Source organism: Citrobacter sp. TBCS-14 (assembly GCF_005280805.1).
Taxonomy (GTDB): Bacteria; Pseudomonadota; Gammaproteobacteria; order Enterobacterales; family Enterobacteriaceae; genus Citrobacter; species Citrobacter gillenii.
Genome location: NZ_SZWM01000185.1, coordinates 334233 through 354340, shown reverse-complemented (window position 1 = coordinate 354340; position 20108 = coordinate 334233). Strand labels below are relative to the sequence as shown.

19 protein-coding genes and 5 tRNA genes are annotated in these 20108 nt (G+C 51.2%); 16 read left to right on the top strand and 8 right to left on the bottom strand.

Annotated features, from left to right (window positions below; genetic code table 11):
• Positions 1–25: 25 nt before the first annotated feature.
• The 8 genes from glsA to glmS form a co-directional block, all read right to left on the bottom strand.
• A complete protein-coding gene (gene glsA / locus FDX22_RS10370; RefSeq protein ID WP_115259039.1) occupies positions 26–1027 on the bottom strand; it encodes a glutaminase A in 1002 nt (333 codons plus the stop codon).
• Positions 1028–1181: 154 nt separating this feature from the next.
• The gene (locus FDX22_RS10365; RefSeq protein ID WP_117342260.1) at positions 1182–2486 is read right to left on the bottom strand and encodes a dicarboxylate/amino acid:cation symporter; all 1305 of its coding nucleotides are present in this window, start codon (positions 2484–2486) and stop codon (positions 1182–1184) included.
• Between the two features lie 168 nt (positions 2487–2654).
• On the bottom strand, positions 2655–2972 hold the full coding sequence (locus FDX22_RS10360; protein WP_115259037.1) for a DUF4387 domain-containing protein: 318 nt from the start codon (positions 2970–2972) through the stop codon (positions 2655–2657).
• Positions 2969–4339 carry an acyclic terpene utilization AtuA family protein gene (locus FDX22_RS10355; RefSeq protein ID WP_096757828.1) on the bottom strand — a complete coding sequence of 457 codons (1371 nt, stop codon included), beginning with the start codon at positions 4337–4339 and terminating at the stop codon, positions 2969–2971. Before FDX22_RS10355 ends, FDX22_RS10360 begins: the two co-directional genes overlap by 4 nt.
• Before the next feature lie 3 nt (positions 4340–4342).
• On the bottom strand, positions 4343–5584 hold the full coding sequence (locus FDX22_RS10350) for a methylaspartate ammonia-lyase (protein ID WP_146717151.1): 1242 nt from the start codon (positions 5582–5584) through the stop codon (positions 4343–4345).
• Positions 5584–7029 carry a methylaspartate mutase subunit E gene (locus tag FDX22_RS10345; RefSeq protein WP_096757826.1) on the bottom strand — a complete coding sequence of 482 codons (1446 nt, stop codon included), beginning with the start codon at positions 7027–7029 and terminating at the stop codon, positions 5584–5586. Before FDX22_RS10345 ends, FDX22_RS10350 begins: the two co-directional genes overlap by 1 nt.
• A gap of 18 nt (positions 7030–7047) precedes the next feature.
• Positions 7048–8436: a methylaspartate mutase accessory protein GlmL gene (gene glmL / locus FDX22_RS10340; RefSeq protein ID WP_115259035.1), complete on the bottom strand. Its 1389-nt coding sequence runs from the start codon at positions 8434–8436 to the stop codon at positions 7048–7050.
• The gene (glmS, locus tag FDX22_RS10335) at positions 8436–8885 is read right to left on the bottom strand and encodes a methylaspartate mutase subunit S (protein WP_096757824.1); all 450 of its coding nucleotides are present in this window, start codon (positions 8883–8885) and stop codon (positions 8436–8438) included. Before glmS ends, glmL begins: the two co-directional genes overlap by 1 nt.
• Positions 8886–10110: 1225 nt before the next feature.
• Here glmS and cydA point away from each other — a divergent pair.
• The 16 genes from cydA (at position 10111) to FDX22_RS10255 (ending at position 19846) form a co-directional block, all read left to right on the top strand.
• On the top strand, positions 10111–11679 hold the full coding sequence (gene cydA / locus FDX22_RS10330; protein ID WP_096757823.1) for a cytochrome ubiquinol oxidase subunit I: 1569 nt from the start codon (positions 10111–10113) through the stop codon (positions 11677–11679).
• Positions 11680–11694: 15 nt separating this feature from the next.
• The gene (gene cydB / locus FDX22_RS10325; protein WP_115259034.1) at positions 11695–12834 is read left to right on the top strand and encodes a cytochrome d ubiquinol oxidase subunit II; all 1140 of its coding nucleotides are present in this window, start codon (positions 11695–11697) and stop codon (positions 12832–12834) included.
• A gap of 14 nt (positions 12835–12848) precedes the next feature.
• Positions 12849–12962: a cytochrome bd-I oxidase subunit CydX gene (cydX, locus tag FDX22_RS10320; RefSeq protein ID WP_096757821.1), complete on the top strand. Its 114-nt coding sequence runs from the start codon at positions 12849–12851 to the stop codon at positions 12960–12962.
• Complete coding sequence (gene ybgE / locus FDX22_RS10315) at positions 12962–13255, top strand: cyd operon protein YbgE (RefSeq protein WP_096757820.1); 294 nt, start codon at positions 12962–12964, stop codon at positions 13253–13255. Before cydX ends, ybgE begins: the two co-directional genes overlap by 1 nt.
• A 275-nt stretch (positions 13256–13530) precedes the next feature.
• Positions 13531–13935, top strand: a complete 405-nt coding sequence (ybgC, locus tag FDX22_RS10310; RefSeq protein WP_045441116.1) for a tol-pal system-associated acyl-CoA thioesterase — start codon at positions 13531–13533, stop codon at positions 13933–13935.
• The gene (gene tolQ / locus FDX22_RS10305; protein ID WP_096757819.1) at positions 13932–14624 is read left to right on the top strand and encodes a Tol-Pal system protein TolQ; all 693 of its coding nucleotides are present in this window, start codon (positions 13932–13934) and stop codon (positions 14622–14624) included. Before ybgC ends, tolQ begins: the two co-directional genes overlap by 4 nt.
• A gap of 3 nt (positions 14625–14627) precedes the next feature.
• A complete protein-coding gene (gene tolR / locus FDX22_RS10300; RefSeq protein WP_146717150.1) occupies positions 14628–15056 on the top strand; it encodes a colicin uptake protein TolR in 429 nt (142 codons plus the stop codon).
• Positions 15057–15120: 64 nt separating this feature from the next.
• The gene (gene tolA / locus FDX22_RS10295; protein ID WP_146717149.1) at positions 15121–16407 is read left to right on the top strand and encodes a cell envelope integrity protein TolA; all 1287 of its coding nucleotides are present in this window, start codon (positions 15121–15123) and stop codon (positions 16405–16407) included.
• A 128-nt stretch (positions 16408–16535) separates the two neighbouring features.
• Complete coding sequence (gene tolB, locus FDX22_RS10290) at positions 16536–17828, top strand: Tol-Pal system beta propeller repeat protein TolB (RefSeq protein ID WP_096757817.1); 1293 nt, start codon at positions 16536–16538, stop codon at positions 17826–17828.
• A 34-nt stretch (positions 17829–17862) separates the two neighbouring features.
• Positions 17863–18381: a peptidoglycan-associated lipoprotein Pal gene (pal, locus tag FDX22_RS10285; RefSeq protein WP_006685431.1), complete on the top strand. Its 519-nt coding sequence runs from the start codon at positions 17863–17865 to the stop codon at positions 18379–18381.
• Between the two features lie 9 nt (positions 18382–18390).
• Positions 18391–19167: a cell division protein CpoB gene (gene cpoB / locus FDX22_RS10280; RefSeq protein ID WP_146717148.1), complete on the top strand. Its 777-nt coding sequence runs from the start codon at positions 18391–18393 to the stop codon at positions 19165–19167.
• Positions 19168–19332: 165 nt separating this feature from the next.
• A tRNA-Lys gene (locus tag FDX22_RS10275) sits at positions 19333–19408 on the top strand.
• A 35-nt stretch (positions 19409–19443) separates the two neighbouring features.
• Positions 19444–19519: transfer RNA gene (locus tag FDX22_RS10270), tRNA-Val, on the top strand.
• Positions 19520–19522: 3 nt separating this feature from the next.
• Positions 19523–19598, top strand: a tRNA-Lys gene (locus tag FDX22_RS10265).
• Between the two features lie 49 nt (positions 19599–19647).
• Positions 19648–19723: transfer RNA gene (locus FDX22_RS10260), tRNA-Lys, on the top strand.
• A 47-nt stretch (positions 19724–19770) separates the two neighbouring features.
• Positions 19771–19846: transfer RNA gene (locus FDX22_RS10255), tRNA-Lys, on the top strand.
• Positions 19847–20108: the final 262 nt, after the last annotated feature.

Sequence of the window (20108 nt, the reverse complement as noted above, 5' to 3'; positions counted from 1 at the left end):
CGCATTAGCGCTATCCGGCACGGGCTTATTTCGCTAAAAAGACGTTGGCTTTTGTCGCTTCGGCGACATATTCGATAGTTTTCTGGGCACGAACGCTGTTACCGGCTTCATCCAGCGGCGGAGAATAAACAGCTATCGCATATTCACCCGGGACAACAGCAACCATTCCGCCGCCAACGCCGCTTTTCGCCGGCAGGCCGACGGTATACAGCCACTTGCCACTGCCGTCGTACAACCCGGCAATCGCCATTTCAGCCAATACTTGCGGCACATATTTTTCGTTCAACAACTGCTTGCCGTTAAACGGAGACTTTCCTTTGTTGGCGAGGACAGCACCCATTTTGGCCAGTTGCTCAACGGTGATATCGACTGAGCATTGACGGGTATAAATTTCAACGGCTTCGTCGGTGTCGCCATAGAAGCTGTTGTAGGATTCCATCAGCTTCGCCAGCGCCTGGTTGTGCTGGTTGGTATCCATTTCAGATTTGAACACCGGTTCGTTCACGGTCAGTTTGGCATCTGCCCAGACGTTCAGGTTATCGAGGATTTTGTTCCAACGATCGGTTTTGTCTTTGGCTTCAATCAGGCTAACGGTGCTCATTGCGCCGGCGTTAACCAGCGGGTTTTCCGGTGCGCCTTTGGTCAGTTCAACGGCTAAGCCTGAGTTGAATGGCATGCCGGTGGCATTGGCGCCGAGTTTATCCAGAACCACCTGTGGGCCATGCTGCTCCATAGCCAATGCCATGGTGAAGACTTTGCTCAGGGATTCCATCGGGAAGGGTTTGTTGACATCGCCAACCTGGTAGATTTTGCCGTCAACGGTGGCAATGGTGATGGCAAAATTTTTCGGGCTATAGGTCGCCAGAGCAGGGATATAGTCGGCGACTTTTCCGTCATTGTTACTTTTAAATTTCTGGTGTGCCTGTTCGATCAGTTTGGCGTAATCCGGCGTGGTTTGCGCGAACGTTGTTGCGCTAAACAAGACGCTGAAAGAAAAGAGACTTACGCCGAGAAGTGTTTTATTCATTGTGTTTTCCTGGTGGTGTTGTGAAAAAAGATCCGTAGACCGGAAAAACCTTATCGACCTGGTAAGACGCTTCGCGTCGCCATCAGGTGTGGCTCTCTTGTCGGATAGCGGCGTAAACGCCTTACCCGGTCTACAGATCGCAGTTATCAAATGATTAAGACAAAGCAACTTCCGTTTCAGTAACCGGACGATCCTGTTCCGGGGTTTTCACTGGTGCAGTTCCGCGACAACCCTGGCCGAAGTGTTCACCTTCCCAACGACCCACGATGGCAGCACCCATGGCATTACTCATTACGTTAGTGGCAGAACGACCCATATCGAGGAACGGATCGACGCCCATCAGCAGGATCAGACCGGCTTCCGGAATGTTGAATTGGTTCAGCGTAGCGGCGATAACTACCATGGATGCACGCGGTACACCCGCCATCCCTTTAGAGGTCAGCATCAGGATCAACAGCATGGTGATTTGCTCACCCATGCTCAGTTCGATGTTGCACGCCTGGGCAATAAAGACGGTGGCAAAGGAGCAGTAGGCCATGGAGCCGACCAGGTTAAACGAGTAACCGATAGGCAGTACGAAGCTGGCAATTTTGGAAGAGACGCCAAACTTCTCCAGTTTATCCAGCGTGCCTGGGAAGGCCGCTTCAGAACTGGAGGTGGTAAAGGCCAGCAGAGCCGGTTCGAGAATGGATTTGGTCAGACGGCTGATGCAAGGACCAATCAGTATTGTTGACAGACCAATCAGGATGGCCCACAGCATACCCAGCGTCAGGTAGAACTCACCCATGAAGATCCCGGCGCTCACCATCACACCCAGACCACGTTCGGCAATCAGACCGGAAATCGCAGCAAAAACGGTCAGTGGTGCGAACAGCATGACGTAGCCAGTCAGCTTCAGCATCACGTGTACCAGCGAGTCCAGTACCTTCACGATAGGATCGGCTTTTTCGCCAATGGCGGCCAGACTGCAACCGAGGAAAATTGAGAACACAACGATCTGCAGGATTTCGTTACGTGCCATCGCGTCAACGATACTGGTCGGTACCGCGTGCGAGATAAATACTTTCAGCGTGAACGGTTCTGACTTAACGGCTGCGACAGCACCGACGTCATGCGGAACAAAGTTGATGCCCGCACCTGGCTGGAAGATGTTAACGATAACCAGACCCAGCGCAATTGACACCAGAGAGGCGCAAATAAACAGGAAAAAGGTTTTAGAAAATATACGCCCCAGCGTTTTGGCATCGCCCATTTTGGCAATACCAACAACCAGTGTGGAGATAACCAATGGCGCGATAATCATTTTCACCATACGTAAGAATATAGTGGTGAAAATAGAAATATCCGCTGCATAAGATTTTGCTGTTTCAGCCGCGGCCATATTATTTATGGCCACCCCGGCAATCATGCCGAGTATCAGGCCTAATATGATCATCTTCGTTAAACTAATTTTCTTCATGTGTACTCCATCGGATAAAGGCTGGTAATGAAAATTGTGTAGGGTGGCGGGCACCTGAGCTGGAACAGTAGCTCAGGCGCACGCCTGTTGTGACCAACCGCATGAATACTTCGAAGCACTGTGATACTACTGAATTCTGTGCTCCAATGGTTGTTATTTTGTTTTTTATTACAAATCGAACTCAATACTTAATAATGGAGCATGTTGCTGCGCGCCATAAACATCATTGTCACCGACGTTGCCGGAAATAATATCGCGAGGCATGACGATCTTTACCGCATTTGCCGGGTCAAACCAGACAATGTTATGAATAAAGTCAGGCTCGACATTATATAATCCAGCAATCAGTTGCGGTGTTAATTGCTCGGACGCTTTCACTCGTTGATAGTCTTCCTTGGTTTTAAATAAAATATCTAAAACCAGTTCGTACGGTCCGGCATTTTTGGAACGGATGACCTGCGCCAGTGAACAAATTGAGTGTTTCATGCCTGAACTCCTTCTGGCGTGACCTGTTCAATGTGGAAATCAAAACGCAGTGCATCGCTTGCTTCAATCAGGTGATAGATTGAGAACTCATACACCGGACCACTCTGAATATCAGATGGCGAGAACGGGAAAGCGAGGTTGCCCGCAGTCGCAATGCGATTTTCATAGCCGTAGTGCAGCAGGGTAGAGCGCACCAGCGAGCAGACGCTGTTGGCGATATCCTGCGTCGGTGCGACCACGTCCAGTAAAATCCCCAGTTCGTGACCGGCGGTTTTAATCGGCTCATGATTGCCCATCACACCGTTCTTCCCGTACAGGTGGAACGTCATGCGGATACTGTCATCATTCAGTGAAAGGTTACGTGCTACGCTTGCCTGTACCTCTTCAAGAATGGTGTCAATTCCGGCAATCATAATCGGGTCGCGTGTCCCGGCGATGGTCAGGCAGCGGAAGCCAACCTGACGTGCACCTTCCAGTTTCAGCGCATACGGCGTCTCTTCATGACGTGAGCCGCTGACATACACTTCGCCGTCGTTTACCTGCGTGAAGGTACACGCCTTCAGGTTCAGCACGCCGCCCGGTCCCGGCAGGAAGTACGGATCGGACTTCTCATACAGAGTGTGCGCTGCGGCGGAAGTTTCAGTGAACTTACGCTTTGGATTGAACGCTTTCAGCGTAAAGCCGTTGTCGTCAATGATCCCCATCGCACAATCTGAGCCGGAGCCCGGGGTGGCGGCAATAGCAGCACACTCAAGGATCTTACCGCAGTGAAGCGCCAGACCTTCATCAAAGCCCTGCATAATCGGCAGTGCGGCGAAGCAGGCCGGATCGTAGGCTCGTCCGCCCAGTACCACCTGCGCACCGGCTTCCAGCGCACGCTGGAAAGGCTCGACGCCCATCTGTGCGACGATGTAGGTGCTCTCTTCAATCGCCTCGTGAGTCAGTTCAGGGACAAAATCCAGAGCGGTGATTTTGCCGTTATCCAGCGCCTGATGAACGACCTCTTTGTCAACATCAGACGGGATCAGCGCCATAGAGAAGGACAGTTTTTCTTCCTGCGCAATCTCATGGATAATCTGGCGACACCACTCCAGATGCGGAGCAGCACCTGAACCACCGGCTGTGCCGATGACCACCGGGATGTTGTTCTTAACGCCTGCTACGATCATATAGCGCAGATCGCGTTTTACGCCGGCCCTGTCGGTAAACGGTTTACCTGCCCCGAGGTAGTGGGGGCCAGGATCGGAGGAACCCGCGTCAACAGCAATAAGATCCGGTGACTCTTCCATGGCTTTACGAAAACTTTCTTCCGGGAAGCCATAACCCAGGATAGCCGTAGGCGATAAGATCTTAAATGTGCGTGCCATCTCTTAATCCTTAGTCTGCAACAGCGCGATGGTGCGGTTCATTTCGTTAAACACGATGTTGAGACCTTCATCGAAACCCATACCCGGTTTGATCAGCATGCGCATTGGACGCGCGGCCAGCGCGACGTGTACGCAGGTACGTGCACTGATCTCGGTTTCGTTACAGGTGCCGCCCTGATAGGCTTCCATTCCGTGTTTGTTGCAATACAGCACTGCATCAACGATGTTGTGAACACCACCCAGATCCGGGGTCTTGATTTGCACCATGTGGCAACTGCCCGCATCGGTGAAGTCGACGATATCCTGATAGGTGTTACACCATTCATCGGCCACGATTTTCACGCCGGAGCCCAGACGAGCCAGCTCGTGGGTGATCTCAGTCAGCATGCGGATCTGATCCGGTTTGTTACCGGCATCAACCGGACCTTCGATGTACAGCGGCAGGCCCTGTGCTTCAACTTCCAGGCTGGCGATGTATTCGGCGCAACGAACCGGATCCATATCGAAAATCAGACCGATGGTGCCGTACACATCAATGTGCAGCGTAGGCTGATACGCTTCGTTGGTGCGCAGGGTTAAGATGCGGTTGGATAACCAGCGCACATACTCACGCAGTTTTTCACCTTTAAAGCCCAGCTTCTGCTCGACGTTGTTGATCAACGCGTGCGGCAGAACGTCCACACCTTTGAGGATCATTTTGTCTACGGCGATATAACGGTCATCGCCGCTCTGGCCGAATAAAGGAATCGCTTCCGGAACGCATGGCAGCTGCCATTCGTCACAAACGACTTCTGCTTTCAGACGACCGGTCGCCAGCGCAGCGGCATCCAGCAGCGCCTGAGACAGGCCGTAGCGAACGGCGGTATGCAGCAGACGACCGTCAATGCTCAGTTCGTCGAAGAAACGGGCGTTTGGCAGGAACGCATCGACATCGCGACCTTCCAGCAGCGGTTTGATGTGATCGTTGAGGAACGGAATGAAGTTCTCTGCCAGGAACAGCGGGTCACGACCGCCCGCACCGGAATACTGTACAGCTGCACAATCACCGACCGCTACCGCGCCGTTTTCCAGAATCAGCTGAACCGAAACGCATTCACCCGCCTGGCGAACAGAAGTAAATCCAGGCGTTACCGGCGTGCCGGTATAGATGAACCCATCGTGACCTGCGCCGTCTTTAATGGCCTGCTGGTCGTCAAAATAAAATGAGGAGTAGCCAGCTGTGAAAAGGGCCTGTTTAATTTTCATTATGGTCTTCCTATTAATTTACTGTGGGATACGGCGTTGATGTCATCAATGACCATCTGGAAAGAAGGCTTGCGGCCTTCAAAGTGGGCGCGCTCTGCGACGTAGTCGTGGTGCAGGGCGAGAATATCTTTCGGCAACGGTACGGAGCCGGCTTCAAGAATACGGATTGCGCCTGAGTTATCGCGAACCGGCAGGATTTTGCCAGCATTACAGGCTGCAGGTGCGAAAGGCACGTCCAGTACGCCTGCTTCAAAGGCCAGCACGGTACCGCGTGCAATGTCGCCATTACCCAGTTCGAAGACTTTCTTCAGCACTGCGTGGACTTCGCTCTTAATCAGTTCTACTTCCTGCTCCACGGCTGCGCACTGCGGGAATTTCTGGTCGCTAACCATGTTCAGCATCTGACGTGACGCTTTGAGGCCTTGGGCGTTTGCTGCCGCAGTCGGGATACCAAATGCTTCATGCGGGCTCTTGGTGATCACTTTCGTTGCGCCAGACATGCCAGCCACTGCCGCACCCCAGGCGATAACGGAGAAAGCTTTCGCTTCGTCTTCCGGGAATCCGCCCATCCACTGGTGGAATACGGTGCTCAGCTCATAGTCGTCGAAGCCGTAGTTATGGAAGTATTCGTGTGACAGTTCACGCAGCGCTTGAATCGCAGCAATGTCCTGCGTCAGGCTACCGACCTGGCCGTAGCCCACGGTAATGGACTTCACGCCTTGCTCCAGCGCCAGCAGACCTTCGATGATCGCGACGGAGTGAGACATGAATGGCGGAATCAGGGTGCCGGTCAGCGGACCAAAGGGTTCACGGTTAATGCGAATCCCGTTTTCTTCGTACAGTCCCATCAGACGGTCGCAGTACTGCCAGTCACGGATGGATTTTTCCAGGGTGACGCGCTTGGCGTAAGGGATGTTGTAAGAGATACCGCCACCTTCGTAGCTGGTAAAACCACTGGCCATGGCAATTTCTGCCAGCAAGCGCGCATCTGGCGTACCGTGGCGAACCTGGATAGGTTTCTCCAGGGATTCCGTCATCCGGCGGCAGGCAGCAACCCCGTGGTTGACGACCGGTAAACCATTCAGCTTGGACGTACCCGCTTCGATAGATTTCTGGATCCCGACGGCGGCTTCTTCATAACGGTTCAGACGGGTATAAGCATCGATGGTGCTGGGCAGCAGGTCGCACTCTTGCTGCAATGTTTTGAGCAGCGCAATGTGCTCATCCATTAATGCAACGCCTGCACGCGGCTGGCTCAGGGTTTTACCTTCCTGATCGGCCTTCAACAGCGCGAGGGAGAAGCGCTTCTGGTCTGGAATTGTTTGTTGGTACTTCACGCCATCTTCGAAGTTCTCAACGTCTTTGCCGGTTTCCCAGGTTTGTAACACCTGCAGCCTTTCGGTCATAAATTCGTCATGGGTCAGTTTTTTATTTCGAAGTTCCATTCGTAGCTGCCTTAAGTTTTATAGGGTTAAACACTGAATGCTGGTGCGAGCAGCGGCTTGCGGGTACAGCCTGGCGACGTTTGCCAGTAGAGGGAGCAGGCCATGTGAATCGCGGTAATACTCAAACTGATTCGGTAACAGAATTCTTTTACCCTGGTCGTCCAACTCCCGATATTTGAGCCAGTTATGAATATCAAACTGGCTGGCGCGCGAGAGCCATCCCCCTGAACCGACAACTTTGCGTACGGTGGTGAGATCGCGACCCATCTGTAAATCCACGTTACCTACGCAGGTGCAAACCTGCTTTTTAGTGCCCGCGTGGCGCTCAGTGGCATAGCCCACGCACAAACCTGCCAGCAGGGTGTCGAAATATTTCTCTTCCTCGCTGAGTGGCAGGTAATCCGGTTGCCCAACCAGATGGCGCAGATAGCGGTAAAACGCCTCTTCGCGCTGTGGCTGTTGGGCAAAGATAACTTTCACCATTTCCTGCGTGCTTTCTCCGACGACAACGGCGGAAACTCGCATCCCCAGATCGCCTTCAACAGTACGTTTGACGAAGGGTTCTGGGACGCCGTGCAGAACGGTGTCAGGGGAGAGGGTATTCGCGCTGGCTGAATAGACATCCGTGGTGGCGCCGCCCATGTCGATCAGCATGAATTCCTTCCATGCGCTGTCGTAGTCGCTAATCGCTTTTACCAGTTCATACACCGTCCACGGCGTGGGCATCGGCTCTTCGCCGGTTTCACCGACAATAACGTCCAGTCCTTTGCCTTTGACGATACGGGACAAAAACACATCGCAAATGGCCTGACGAGCAGCAAACGGATTAGGGTGGTCGAGATCGGGCAGGATGTTATCTACCGTAGTCAGATCTTTATGTCCCAGGAGAGTTTGCACATCGTCCTGAATGTCGCGGTTACCAGCGTAGATAATGGCGCAATCAAGCTTTGACTCGGCCAGTGCACGCGCATTAGCCAGACCGTAGCTTTCTTCACCGCCATCCGTGCCGCCGGTAAACAACAGGATGTCTGGTGGTGATGATTCCAGCTCCTGAATGTCATGGCGGTTAAGTTTGTACGAATAATATTGCGCGATTTTTGCGCCAGCCGAATGGGCGGTTACTTTGGCCGATTCCAGCGTAATGGAAGGCACCAGCCCCATTGCTGCAACGGCGAGTCCACCTTTGGCTGACGAGGAGTATTTCAACTGCACTTCACCGCTTTTCAGTAACGGGCGAGCATCGGCAACATTTAGCACCTGATTCAGGCTGGCAAAAAAACCGTCTGCCAGATGATGTGTGGTGGTTGGGGTCAGGACATGGTTTACCAGCGTTAATTCTTCACCTTCATGTGCGAAGAGGGCTGCCTTGGTCCATGTCGAGCCGATATCGACAGAAACTGTTTGCATCAGATAGCCTCTTCCAGGCAACGCTGCTCGAGGCCATTGTGTTGGTGAATGTCATTGGTGATAAGCGCACAAACATCTTCCAGGTCGTGGCTTGGTGCAAAGACGCGGTTAAAGCCCATTTCTTTAAACTTCACTTCGACGTCTGCAAAGTCATGTTTACCCACAACCAGGTTGCCGCCGACATAGAGCAGAATATCGCCGAGGCCACGTTCGATGCAGCGCTCACGCAAGCCGAGGCAGTCGATATCACCGTGGCCATAGATAGATGACACCACGATGGCATCCGCGCCTGTTTCAATCGCGGCATCAATATATTCATCCTGACTCACCATCACCCCGAGGTTGATTACGTGAAAATCGTGGGAGGTAAAAACGCGATCCAGAACTTTATTGCCTACTGCATGGCAGTCAGCACCGATAACGCCAATAACAAGTGTAGATTTCTTCATGGGGAATCCTCTGTAGGGCTGATGGTCAATAAGTAAAAATTATTTTTTAATATTTAGAACATGGATTGTGACAACCTCTTAATAGAGTCGGAGTTTCTGTGGAAGCTGAAAAGGAAGCAATTGATCTATTTTCAAAATATCCTGATTAAAATGATTGTTATAATTGCATTTAGGTAAATCTGTGATGATTCAATGAGTTGTGTTGTTGTTTTTGTCGCATTGTCATTTTGTTAGTAATTTCACTAATAAATGACTTGCCATCTTTGTGATCAAAATCTTATTTTGTTATGCGAGGTTTTAATGTGTGATTTTTAATAATATAAAAAGGTAGGTTCACTAAATAACTTGTGAACGACATAACGTTTTTTTATTTATATATCTTATATGGCAGAAATATTTTTTGTTAAATTTAAGATAAAAATGATAATAGATTGTTCGGAACATATTTAATCTTTGCCGCATAAGCATAGAGAAGGAATGACCTATAACTTATAATGATGATTCGGGCGATGATGTTTGGGTTTCGGCGCGCGGCGGTGATCCCGCTTCGTAGAGTCACTGAATGCAGCCGCATTTCACTTCTGATTGAGATAGTTACATCTCGGTGTTAATTATAAGTGAAAATAAAATGAATTATTTGTATAAAATAACAATGTTATGGCTTGCTAAAAAAAAACTGTGAGCTACCCAGCAAGAGTGACTCTTTATCTACCTCCTGACCGTTGCCATCTTGATGGCTTAAAAGATCGTGTGGATTTTAATTAATAATCTATCATTTATGGTAACTATGATTACTTATTGTAAAACAAGAAATTAACATGAAATTCACTAGTCATGTTATCGGTAAACATCATTAACATTAAATCTGTAAATTGATTTAAATCAATGTTTAAAACTTGGTAAACCTCATCAAATGAGGTTAAATTGCTGCAGATCAAATTGGTCTGAAAGTGGTAAATTAGCTATAAATTGATCACTATCGAAAAATGCAAATTTGTCTCGATAAAAACCTGTTTATTGTAAGGATTTTACGGCGTAATATAATTGCGGGATCAATTTGAGTGTTTTATTAACATGTTTGTAACTTTTCATCATTGTCCTTTCTTCAAATGAGAAGAAAGAGCGACGGTGGAAGGACGCAAATAAATTTGTATTGGGGCATGCGTGTGACCCTTTCTAACGGGGTTCACTCTCGGAGTCTTCATGCGATGAGCAAGGAGTCATGATGTTAGATATAGTCGAACTGTCGCGCTTACAGTTTGCCTTGACCGCGATGTACCACTTCCTTTTTGTGCCACTAACGCTGGGTATGGCGTTTTTGTTGGCCATCATGGAAACGGTCTACGTCCTTTCCGGCAAACAGATTTATAAAGATATGACCAAGTTCTGGGGCAAGTTGTTTGGTATCAACTTCGCTCTGGGTGTGGCTACCGGTCTGACCATGGAGTTCCAGTTCGGGACTAACTGGTCTTACTATTCCCACTATGTCGGGGATATTTTCGGTGCGCCGCTGGCGATCGAAGGTTTGATGGCCTTCTTCCTCGAATCCACCTTTGTAGGTCTGTTCTTCTTCGGCTGGGACCGTCTGAGTAAAGTCCAGCATATGTGCGTCACCTGGTTGGTGGCATTGGGTTCAAACCTGTCTGCGCTGTGGATCCTCGTGGCGAACGGCTGGATGCAAAACCCAATTGCAGCGGATTTCAACTTCGAAACCATGCGCATGGAGATGCTGAGCTTCTCTGAACTGGTGCTTAACCCGGTTGCACAGGTGAAATTTGTTCACACTGTAGCGTCTGGTTATGTCTGCGGCGCGATGTTCGTTCTGGGTATCAGCTCTTACTATATGCTGCGCGGTCGTGACTTCGCATTTGCTAAGCGTTCTTTTGCCATCGCTGCCAGCTTCGGTATGGCTGCCATTCTGTCTGTTATCGTTCTGGGTGATGAGTCCGGTTACGAAATGGGCGACGTGCAGAAAACCAAACTTGCCGCGATTGAAGCAGAGTGGGAAACCCAGCCTGCACCGGCATCCTTTACGCTGTTCGGTATTCCGGACCAGGATGCGCAGGAAAACCATTTTGCGATTCAAATCCCTTACGCGCTGGGCATCATTGCCACCCGCTCTGTTGATACGCCGGTCATTGGTCTGAAAGACCTGATGGTGCAGCACGAAGAGCGTATCCGTAACGGGATGAAAGCGTATCAGCTGCTGGAAGAACTGCGTGCGGGTTCCACCGATCAGGCCGTTCGTGACCAGTTCAACAGCATGAAGAAAGACCTGGGATATGGTCTGCTGCTGAAACGCTATACCGACAAAGTGACCGACGCGACCGAAGCACAAATTCAGCAGGCAACGAAAGATTCTATTCCTCGTGTCGCTCCGCTGTACTTTGCGTTCCGTATCATGGTGGCGTGCGGCATTCTGATGCTGGCTATCATTGCGGTTTCCTTCTGGACCGTCATTCGTAACCGTATCGGTGAGAAAAAATGGCTGCTGCGCACGGCGCTGTATGCGCTTCCGCTGCCATGGATTGCGATTGAGTCCGGTTGGTTTGTTGCAGAGTACGGGCGTCAGCCGTGGGCGATAGGTGAAGTGCTACCGACAGCCGTGGCGAACTCGTCACTGACTGCGGGCGACCTGATCTTCTCGATGCTGTTGATTTGCGGCCTGTATACCCTGTTCCTGGTGGCTGAACTGTACCTGATGTTCAAGTTCGCACGCCTTGGCCCGAGCAGCCTGAAAACCGGTCGTTATCACTACGAGCAGTCCACTGTGACTTCTCAGCCGGCACGCTAAGACAGGAGTCGTCAAATGATCGATTATGAAGTATTGCGTTTTATCTGGTGGCTGCTGGTTGGCATTCTGCTGATTGGTTTTGCAGTCACTGATGGTTTCGACATGGGGGTGGGCATGCTCACCCGTTTCCTCGGTCGTAATGATACCGAGCGTCGAATTATGATTAACTCCATCGCCCCACACTGGGACGGTAACCAGGTTTGGCTCATCACCGCGGGCGGCGCATTATTTGCTGCCTGGCCGATGGTGTATGCCGCTGCGTTCTCCGGCTTCTATGTGGCGATGATTCTGGTACTGGCGTCCTTGTTCTTCCGTCCGGTCGGTTTTGATTACCGCTCTAAGATTGAAGACATGCGCTGGCGCAACATGTGGGACTGGGGCATCTTCATTGGTAGCTTCGTACCGCCGCTGGTCATTGGTGTGGCGTTCGGTAACCTGCTGCAAGGGGTTCCGTTCCATATGGATGAGTACATGCGTTTGTACTACACCGGTAACTTCTTCCAGTTACTGAATCCGTTTGGTCTGCTGGCCGGTGTAGTAAGCGTGGGCATGATCATCACTCAGGGCGCGACCTATCTGCAGATGCGTACTGTAGGTGAACTGCACCTGCGTGCACGTGCTACTTCACAGGTCGCCGCGCTGGTTACTCTGGTGTGCTTCGCGCTGGCCGGTGTCTGGGTGATGTACGGTATTGACGGTTATGTTGTGACCTCTGCACTGGATCACCATGCTGCCTCTAACCCGATGACCAAAGAAGTCGCGCGAGTTGCGGGCGCATGGATGGTGAACTTTAACAATGCACCTATCCTGTGGCTGGTTCCGGCTCTGGGTGTAGCCCTGCCGCTGCTGACCATCCTGACGTCTCGTATGGAGAAAGGGGCCTGGGCGTTCGTCTTCTCTTCACTGACGTTGGCCTGCATCATCCTGACTGCGGGTATCGCAATGTTCCCATTTGTGATGCCATCCAGCACCATGATGAATGCCAGCCTGACCATGTGGGATGCTACCTCCAGCCAGAGAACATTGAACCTGATGACCTGGGTTGCGGCGGTGTTTGTACCGATCATTCTGCTCTACACCAGCTGGTGTTACTGGAAAATGTTCGGTCGTATCACCAAAGAAGATATTGAAAACAACACCCACTCTCTGTACTAAGTAAGGAGCTTAAAATGTGGTATTTCGCATGGATTTTGGGAACGCTTCTTGCCTGTGCATTTGGGATAATCACAGCGCTGGCGCTTGAGCATGTCGAAGCAGGCAAAGCAGGGCCAGAAGAAAGCTAATGACCAACGTTATCGCGATGTTATATAACGCGATGGATAAGCGCCCCTTGCGGGCGCTTTCTTTAGTCATGGCGTTAGTGTTGGCAGGATGTATTTTTTGGGATCCCTCACGCTTCGCAGCAAAAACCAGCGAGCTTGAAATCTGGCATGGCCTTCTGCTGATGTGGGCGGTCTGCGCCGGCATTATCCATGGCGTCGGGTTTCGTCCTCGCGCGGTGCACTGGCAGGGCATCTTCTGCCCGCTGATAGCCGACATCGTGCTGGTGGTTGGTCTGATTTTCTTCTTCTTTTGAATAAGAAACATCCTTAAATATTTATGGGCTTGCATAAGCCCATAATTTTTTACTCTCCGTTTACTTTCCCCCATTCCAAAGCATCATTCCCGCGCGTATAGTAGCACCGGTTAAAAGCTCTAACTTTTGTTGCATTACCGGGATGTAAAGTGAATACAACGCGATATACAAACGACATTCTTGAAGCATCGCGGCGGCAAGAACGCGAGTCACCTGGCGCTTACAAAAGTAAGTAACCGGTGTGAGTGGGCTAAGCCAACAAAGAGGCAGTAAGAATGAATAAGTATATTTTTCGATGGCCGGTTCGTGTCTATTATGAAGACACCGACGCCGGTGGGGTGGTTTACCACGCCAGTTACGTCGCTTTTTATGAACGAGCACGCACAGAGATGCTGCGTCATCATCACTTTAGTCAGCAAGTGCTGCTGGCCGAACGTGTAGCCTTTGTGGTGCGCAAGATGACCCTGGAATATTTTGCGCCAGCCAGGCTCGACGACATGCTCGAAGTCCAAACCGAAATTACGTCAATGCGTGGCACCTCATTGGTTTTCACGCAACGCATTGTCAACGCAGAGAACACCGTGCTGAATGAAGCCGAAGTTCTGATTGTTTGCGTTGATCCACTCAAGATGAAGCCTCGTGCGCTTCCCAAGTCTATTGTCGCGGAGTTTAAGCAGTGACTGACATGAATATCCTTGATTTGTTCCTGAAGGCAAGCCTTCTGGTTAAACTTATCATGTTGATTTTGATTGGTTTCTCAATCGCATCCTGGGCCATTATTATCCAGCGGACCCGTATACTGAATGCGGCTTCACGTGAAGCAGAAGCGTTTGAAGACAAGTTTTGGTCCGGCATCGAATTATCGCGCCTGTATCAGGAAAGTCAGGGGCGTCGTGATAACCTGACGGGTTCTGAACAAATTTTCTACAGCGGATTCAAAGAATTTGCGCGATTGCATCGGGCTAATAGCCATGCACCGGAAGCGGTGGTTGAGGGGGCATCCCGTGCGATGCGTATCTCCATGAACCGTGAGCTGGAAACACTGGAAACGCATATTCCGTTCCTCGGCACCGTCGGTTCCATCAGTCCGTATATCGGTCTGTTCGGTACCGTTTGGGGGATCATGCATGCGTTTATCGCCCTCGGAGCGGTAAAACAGGCAACCCTGCAAATGGTTGCTCCGGGTATCGCAGAAGCACTGATTGCCACCGCAATCGGTCTGTTTGCGGCAATCCCGGCGGTAATGGCGTACAACCGACTGAATCAGCGTGTGAATAAGCTGGAACTGAATTACGACAACTTCATGGAAGAGTTCACCGCGATTCTGCACCGCCAGGCGTTTACCGTTAGCGAGAGCAACAAGGGGTAAACCATGGCCAGAACGCGTGGACGAGGTCGTCGCGAACTTAAGTCCGAAATCAATATTGTACCGCTGCTCGATGTACTGCTGGTGCTGCTGCTGATCTTTATGGCAACGGCGCCGATCATTACCCAGAGCGTGGAAGTCGATCTGCCGGATGCGACCGAATCGCAGGCCGTCAGCAGTAACGATGAACCACCGGTCATTATTGAAGTTTCCGGTGTTGGGCAGTACAGCGTGGTGGTTGAGAAAGACAGAATGGATCAACTGCCGCCGGAGCAGGTTATCGCGGAAGCGAAAAGCCGCCTGTTGTCCAATCCAAAAACGGTCTTCTTAATCGGTGGTGCGAAAGACGTGCCTTATGATGAAATAATTAAAGCGCTGAACCTGTTACACAGCGCAGGCGTGAAATCGGTTGGCTTGATGACGCAGCCAATCTGATGTCTGCGTATTCCTGGCTTGAAAGATAGCGCGTAACAGGCGAACAGTTTTTTGGGAACCCAGAGTGTCAAAGGCAACCGAACAAAACGACAAGCTCAAACGGGCGATAATTATTTCAGCGGTGCTGCATGTCATTTTATTTGCGGTACTGATCTGGAGTTCGTTCGATGAGCACATTGATGCTTCAGGCGGCGGTGGCGGTTCGTCTATTGACGCCGTCATGGTCGACCCTGGTGCCGTTGTTCAACAGTACGACAGGCAACAGCAGCAGCAGGCAAGTGCGAAACGCGCAGAAGAACAGCGTGAAAAGCAGGCGCAGCAGCAGGCCGAGGAACTTCGTGAGAAGCAGGCGGCCGAGCAGGAACGACTGAAGCAGCTAGAGAAAGAACGTTTAGCCGCGCAGGAAAAAGTGCGCGAACAGACGGAACAGCAAAAACAGGCTGAAGCTGCGGCCGCGAAAGCGCAGGAGCAACAGAAGCAGGCTGAAGAAGCGGCGGCGAAAGCTGCTGCAGACGCCAAAGCCAAGGCGGACGCTCAGGCGAAACAAGCTGCAGATTCTGCGAAGAAAGCCGCTGCTGACGCGGCGAAAAAAGCAGAGGCTGACGCCGCAGCAAAAGCCGCCGCTGATGCGAAGAAAGTTGCCGAGGCGCAAGCCGCCAAGGTTGCTGCAGATGCAGCGAAAAAAGCCCAGGCAGAGGCCGCTAAGCAAGCTGCTGCCGAGAAGGCCGCCGCAGAGAAGGCCGCTGCAGCTGCAGAGAAAGCCGCAGCCGCGAAAGCTGCCGCCGCTGAAAAGGCCGCTGCTGATAAGAAAGCAGCAGCCGAAAAAGCGGCAGCAGACAAGAAAGCCGCCGCTGCAGAAAAGGCCGCCGCAGACAAGAAAGCTGCTGCTGATAAAGCTGCTGCTGATAAAGCTGCAGCTGCTAAAAAAGCTGCAGCGGAGAAAGCCGCGGCAGCCTCTGGCGTTGACGAGCTGTTCGGTGACTTAAGCTCCGGTAAGAATGCACCGAAATCGGGTGGTGGAGCGAAAGGTAGCGGACAACCGTCGAAAGACAGTGGTACAAGTGGTGCGAATGGTGGCGCAACAGGTGCTGATATCAGCGCTTACGCGAAGCAAATTCAGGTCGCGATTCAGAGCCGTCTGTTTGATGCGGGCCTCTACCAGGGTAAACAATGCGTATTGCACATTAACCTGGCACCAGATGGACGATTAAAGAGTGTGACATCTGAAGGTGGAGATCCTGCACTATGCCAGGCCGCGTTAGCGGCGGCGAGATCGGCAAGCATTCCTAAACCGCCTAACCAGGCTGTTTACGAAAAGATAAAAGACGCCAAACTGGATTTTAAACTGTAACCGTTTTTCCGTATTTTCGGACGAAAACAGTCTAAGGTTGAGACAGAGTTCTGGTAGTTTTGTGTATTTGAGTTTGTTAACATTCTGCTAAATTATCGTGGGCTTTTGGTCCAGATAAGGGAGATATGATGAAGCAGGCATTACGAGTAGCATTTGGTTTTCTGATGCTGTGGGCAGCGGTGCTGCATGCAGAAGTACGTATCGAGATCACCCAAGGGGTGGACTCGGCGCGCCCGATTGGTGTTGTCCCGTTCCAGTGGGCAGGGCCGGGTGCTGCACCTGAAGATATCGGTGGTATCGTGGGCGCTGACCTGCGTAACAGCGGTAAATTCAACCCATTAGACCGGTCTCGTCTGCCTCAGCAGCCGGGCACTGCGGCTGAAGTTCAGCCTGCGGCATGGTCTGCGCTGGGTATTGATGCCGTAGTAGTCGGTAAGGTTACGCCGAATCCGGACGGTTCCTACAGCGTGGCTTATCAGCTGGTGGATACCGGCGGTGCGCCGGGTACCGTACTGGCACAGAACACCTACAAAGTGAACAAGCAGTGGCTGCGTTACGCGGGCCATACTGCCAGTGACGAAGTGTTTGAAAAACTGACCGGTATTAAGGGCGCATTCCGTACCCGTATCGCGTACGTTGTTCAGACTAACGGTGGCCAGTTCCCGTATGAATTACGCGTGTCTGACTACGATGGCTACAACCAGTTTGTGGTTCACCGCTCTCCGCAGCCGTTGATGTCTCCGGCATGGTCTCCGGACGGGTCTAAACTGGCCTACGTAACCTTTGAAAGCGGTCGTTCTGCACTGGTTATCCAGACGCTGTCTAACGGCGCAGTGCGTCAGGTTGCGTCGTTCCCGCGTCACAACGGTGCGCCAGCATTCTCTCCGGATGGCAGCAAACTGGCATTTGCCCTGTCTAAAACCGGTAGTCTGAATCTGTATGTGATGGACATTGGCTCTGGCCAAATCCGTCAGGTCACTGATGGTCGCAGCAACAACACGGAACCAACCTGGTTCCCGGACAGCCAAAACCTGGCCTTCACGTCTGACCAGGCCGGTCGTCCGCAGGTATACAAAGTTAACGTCAACGGCGGTGCTCCGCAGCGCATAACCTGGGAAGGTTCGCAAAACCAGGATGCGGATGTCAGCAGCGACGGTAAATTTATGGTAATGGTAAGCTCAAACAGTGGGCAGCAACACATTGCCAAACAAGATCTGGTAGCGGGTGGCGTACAAGTTCTGTCGTCAACGTTCCTGGATGAAACGCCAAGTCTGGCACCTAACGGCACTATGGTAATCTACAGCTCTTCTCAGGGGATGGGATCCGTGCTGAATTTGGTTTCTACAGATGGGCGTTTCAAGGCGCGTCTTCCGGCAACCGATGGTCAGGTTAAATTCCCTGCCTGGTCGCCGTATCTGTGATAATAAATAATTGATTAATAAAGGAATCATTGAAATGCAACTGAACAAAGTGCTGAAAGGGCTGATGATTGCTCTGCCTGTTATGGCTATTGCGGCATGTTCTTCTAACAAGAACGCCAGCAATGACGGCAGCGAAGGCATGCTGGGTGCCGGCACTGGTATGGATGCAAACGGCAGCGGCAACATGTCCTCCGAAGAGCAAGCGCGTCTGCAGATGCAACAGCTGCAGCAGAACAACATCGTTTACTTTGATCTGGACAAGTACGATATCCGTTCTGACTTCGCTGCAATGCTGGATGCGCACGCTAACTTCCTGCGTAGCAACCCGTCTTACAAAGTCACCGTAGAAGGTCATGCGGACGAACGTGGTACTCCTGAGTACAACATTTCCCTGGGTGAGCGTCGTGCGAACGCCGTTAAGATGTACCTGCAGGGTAAAGGCGTTTCTGCTGACCAGATCTCCATCGTTTCTTACGGTAAAGAAAAACCTGCAGTACTGGGTCATGACGAAGCGGCTTACTCCAAAAACCGTCGTGCCGTACTGGTTTACTAAGAGAATTGCATGAGCAGTAACTTCAGACATCACCTGTTGAGTCTGTCGTTACTGGTTGGCATAGCGGCCCCTTGGGCCGCTTTTGCACAGGCGCCAATCAGTAGTGTCGGCTCAGGCTCGGTCGAAGACCGTGTCACTCAACTCGAGCGTATTTCTAACGCTCACAGTCAGCTTTTAACCCAACTCCAGCAACAACTCTCCGATAACCAGTCCGATATTGATTCCCTGCGCGGTCAAATTCAGGAAAGTCAGTATCAGCTGAATCAGGTTGTTGAGCGCCAGAAGCAGATTTTGACGCAGATGGACAGTCTTAGCAGTGGTGGTACGCCAGCGGCGGGCGACCAGAGCGGGGCTGCGGCCCCTGCGTCGGGTGCAGGCGCAGCAGCGACGTCAGGCGTTCCAGCAAGCTCTGGCGATGCGAATACCGATTACAATGCGGCAATTGCGCTGGTGCAGGATAAATCCCGCCAGGATGACGCGATTGAAGCATTTCAGAACTTCATCAAAAATTACCCTGATTCCACCTACCTGCCGAACGCGAATTACTGGCTGGGACAGTTGAATTACAACAAGGGTAAAAAAGATGATGCGGCGTTCTATTTTGCATCGGTAGTTAAAAACTTCCCGAAATCACCGAAGGCTGCAGACGCGATGTACAAAGTTGGCGTCATCATGCAGGACAAAGGTGATAAAGAAAAAGCCAAAGCGGTTTATCAACAGGTTATCACTAAATACCCTGGTACTGATGGCGCGAAACAAGCGCAAAAACGCCTCGGCGCGATGTAATGCGCACCATGCGACCAGAAATCGTGTTATTTCTGGTCGCGTCGTGTGATTCCTAAGCAGTTGAGTTATTTACATCGAAATTTTTGTTGCGCTAAAATCTGAAATCAGTAATATATGCCGCCGTTGCCAAGGGATATCAAACAGCCCGAAAGCGGCAAAAAAAGTGGGGCGTTAGCTCAGTTGGTAGAGCAGTTGACTTTTAATCAATTGGTCGCAGGTTCGAATCCTGCACGCCCCACCACTAACTTAGCAGTAAGCAGTATCCAGCGTAGTATCGGGTGATTAGCTCAGCTGGGAGAGCACCTCCCTTACAAGGAGGGGGTCGGCGGTTCGATCCCGTCATCACCCACCACTCGGGGCGTTAGCTCAGTTGGTAGAGCAGTTGACTTTTAATCAATTGGTCGCAGGTTCGAATCCTGCACGCCCCACCAATTATTTTTGGTGGTTCCGAGTAAAAAATATTTCAGGCAACACCCGATTGGGGCGTTAGCTCAGTTGGTAGAGCAGTTGACTTTTAATCAATTGGTCGCAGGTTCGAATCCTGCACGCCCCACCAATATCGCGGTGGGTTCCTGAAAAGAGTAAAGCAGTAAACCCCATATGGGGGCGTTAGCTCAGTTGGTAGAGCAGTTGACTTTTAATCAATTGGTCGCAGGTTCGAATCCTGCACGCCCCACCAGTGTAAAAAGGCGCCCTAAAGGCGCCTTTTTGCTATCTGCGATTTATAAGATTCGAACCTACTTTCCTGATGGTGCCGCGCTTATCAGATCTACGAAGCTACAAATCGACACCGTACCTGTAGGCCGGATAAGACGCCAGTCGCCATCCGGCATTGTCCAACGCAATTATTGTGACTTTTTTACGCCAATCCGCTATCTTGTTTAGCATATAAAACAAATCTAACCGATTATGGCGTACGTCACGCTTTTACTCGGTTATTT